Source organism: Parashewanella curva (assembly GCF_003675895.1).
Lineage (GTDB): Bacteria > Pseudomonadota > Gammaproteobacteria > Enterobacterales > Shewanellaceae > Parashewanella > Parashewanella curva.
Genome location: NZ_ML014947.1, coordinates 1 through 1,102 on the forward strand (window position 1 = coordinate 1; position 1,102 = coordinate 1,102).

Annotated in this window: 2 protein-coding genes; one reads left to right on the forward strand and one right to left on the reverse strand. The window is 37.4% G+C overall.

What is annotated here, in order from left to right; all coding sequences use genetic code 11:
• Positions 1-126: 126 nt before the first annotated feature.
• The gene (locus D5018_RS21895; RefSeq protein WP_165905154.1) at positions 127-276 is read right to left on the reverse strand and encodes a hypothetical protein; all 150 of its coding nucleotides are present in this window, start codon (positions 274-276) and stop codon (positions 127-129) included.
• Between the two features lie 24 nt (positions 277-300).
• Between D5018_RS21895 and D5018_RS21365 the strand changes: the two genes are divergently transcribed.
• The gene (locus D5018_RS21365) at positions 301-675 is read left to right on the forward strand and encodes an ankyrin repeat domain-containing protein (RefSeq protein WP_165905155.1); all 375 of its coding nucleotides are present in this window, start codon (positions 301-303) and stop codon (positions 673-675) included.
• Positions 676-1,102 lie beyond the last annotated feature (427 nt).

A 1,102-nucleotide genomic window follows, 5' to 3' on the forward strand; every position in this document is an offset into this window, starting at 1 on the left:
CAAACTGTAGCCAGCCTGAAACTGAATTTTATTCTTTGGCATGAGTTTCACCTAACTTCATAGTGAGCTTTCAGAAAATATAATCTGAATATGCTGAAGCTAGGCTGAAGTTAATGGGGAATCAGGTTATTTAAAGCCTGTCAGTATGGAAGCGTCAATGTTGTTGACTTCATTATCAAGAATACCGAAAAAGACCTTTTTGATTCGTTGATAACCATAACAACGGTCACTCATAAAAGCATAATCCAAACGATTATTGACTCTAGCAAACAGCATGCTCCCATCATCTGCGATATGCTATTGTCCCAATATCCAGATCTACTTAGATTACGCATACAGTTTGATAAACCACTTTTTTATGCCATAAAAAAAGGCCGTTCATTAATGGTTCAATGTCTATTAAAGCATGATCCAGATATCTTTGAGGTCGATGACAATGGGGAAAATATTCTTCATTTAGCCGTCAGATCGAAATCATTAGCAACGGTAAAGGCTGTGCTTAGAGAGTGGCCGAAATGGAAGCTGTATGACGCAGCTCCAACATTGTGGAGACGAAAAACAGCCTTAGATATTGCTCGAAGATTAAAATTACCAGAAATCGCTCATCAGATTGAATTAAAAGAAGGGGTTCTGGAATCATTTTGCTTGTTAGAAAAAGATGCACGAGAACTATAAAAACATTCATTAAACATTAATCTCATACTCATACACTCCACAGTCAGCTGTTTTATAATTCTTATTCCACTGTTCTAACGACATTAACATGAGCGTAAACCCTGTCACTAATAGCTTGATAGAAGCCGTCCCCTATCAGCTTCATTCAATCGAATGGAACTTTCCACGAGATTTGTTAGCGTCTCAAGAAATTAAACAACTCATTGCCACATGTCAGCAACACCAGCTCATTCAAGATAAGGCTACTCATACTTGCCTAATGAATTTTTTGTTGTATGTAAATGAAATCACAACAAGACCTAGGGCAAACGGGTCAAAAATAAGCAATTAAGTTTGATCGTTTGCCAACCAGAATCGATCGTGGTTTATAATAATCTTTGCCTGTTAAACACCATGAAAACTACCACTATTAGCCAGCACTTTGCCA